The organism is Vibrio harveyi NBRC 15634 = ATCC 14126 = KCTC 12724, assembly GCF_001591145.1.
GTDB classification, from domain to species: Bacteria; Pseudomonadota; Gammaproteobacteria; order Enterobacterales; family Vibrionaceae; genus Vibrio; species Vibrio harveyi.
Genome location: NZ_BCUF01000123.1, coordinates 1 through 1465 on the forward strand (window position 1 = coordinate 1; position 1465 = coordinate 1465).

At 39.0% G+C, this 1465-nt stretch carries 2 protein-coding genes; one reads left to right on the forward strand and one right to left on the reverse strand.

Features of this window, described 5'->3' with window-relative positions; all coding sequences use genetic code 11:
- Positions 1–118 precede the first annotated feature (118 nt).
- Entirely contained in the window at positions 119–349 is a 231-nt protein-coding gene (locus VHA02S_RS24735) for a DUF2188 domain-containing protein (protein WP_015296894.1), read from the forward strand.
- Positions 350–542: 193 nt separating this feature from the next.
- Here the strand turns inward: VHA02S_RS24735 and VHA02S_RS24740 are convergent, their stop codons facing one another.
- On the reverse strand, positions 543–1367 hold the full coding sequence (locus VHA02S_RS24740) for a TIR domain-containing protein (RefSeq protein ID WP_038899771.1): 825 nt from the start codon (positions 1365–1367) through the stop codon (positions 543–545).
- Between the last annotated feature and the right edge of the window lie 98 nt (positions 1368–1465).

A 1465-nucleotide genomic window follows, 5' to 3' on the forward strand; every position in this document is an offset into this window, starting at 1 on the left:
ATTTGTTAGGCATATTCTTGAATATACCACTTGAATTAACCTGTACAAATACCCATGTATCATTTGTGTGGTTGCACACACTGGTGATCCTATAACTTATTCATTTGAGGTAAATTTTATGGCAAAGAATGACTACAACGTTTATCAAGGTTCAGATGGAACTTGGCGTGGCAAGCGTCAGGATGCAAGTCGAGCAAGCATTACAGGCAAAACTCAAAAAGAAGTATTTGAGAAAACTCGTGAGCTAGCGAAAAAAGCGCAATCTGAAGTATCTATACATAGAGGTGACAACAACAAAATCCGAGATAAACATAGTTACGGAAACGACCCAAAAAGCTCTAAAGGTTAAACTCTAAAAGATTGGGAGAAGGAAATCCCATTCAGTTAATTGCCGCTTATATGCCTAACGCCCAATTAAGGTGTGAAGCACGCGACCACGACACTCAATTTGACCACCGTAAACACTAAATTTAACCCAAACCAAAAATGCCAAGCGTGCTGAATCACTCTTAAATTGTTTGTTAAACGTACCTTAAAATGAACTAGAAGAACTCTTTTAGGGTATAACCACTAGCTTTAAGTTCTTTAGCTACCTCAGTTTTCCACGCGCCTGCCGCATCAAGAGCTACATATACAACACCACTGATATCATTTGGAGTTTCGATTTCGCCTTTAACGAGAGCACAAACATTTCCTCGATCCAATTTAGCCATTAGGTAACCATGTTCAAAAACAACGTTCTGCCTTGCTCGTTGCTTAGGATGAACTTTTGTCTCATGAATGCCTCGACCATGATCACAAGCCGTATAGAGAACTAAAGCAAACCCGACTTCATCAGCGTAGTGCTCAATTTTTTCAATAATAGTTTTGCCTCCACTTGCTTGCTCATGAAGGATAATTGGAGTTAAACCTACGCTGTCGACAAATCTTGCTACTTCTTGTTTCGCTTCATTATCGCGTCCATGCACGATAAACACTTTGTCTTTCTTAGGTTTTACTTCTGTAACTAGAGATGAACTTTGCGGCATATGCTGTTGAGTCTTAAATGGTGGTTCCGTTGATTTTAAAGTAGGTGTATCGCCAAACTCCAAGAAATTACAAACAGGTGCAAACTCTTCAGAGAGATAAGTACGCCTTTCCGCATAAGTACCAAACTTATTTTTGATGAAGCCCAAAAATGAACCCAGATCTCTGTGGAGCTTCAACCAACCTGGGAGCATTGGTGCTAAAGTGGAATCTTTTAGTAATTCATGACGAAGCTGAATATATTCGGAATTGTCAGCATCTCCACCAGTAGCGTGACTAGTGAGCAAGTTACTTAAGTAACTGACCTTTTCAAAGTCATTCGATAAAAATTCAATACTCATTTCTACAATTTAATTAATGGATAAAAATCTACTTATTATAACCGATAATCTACTCGGTACGTTTAACGCCCTGTTAAGGTGTGAGCAACGCAATACCT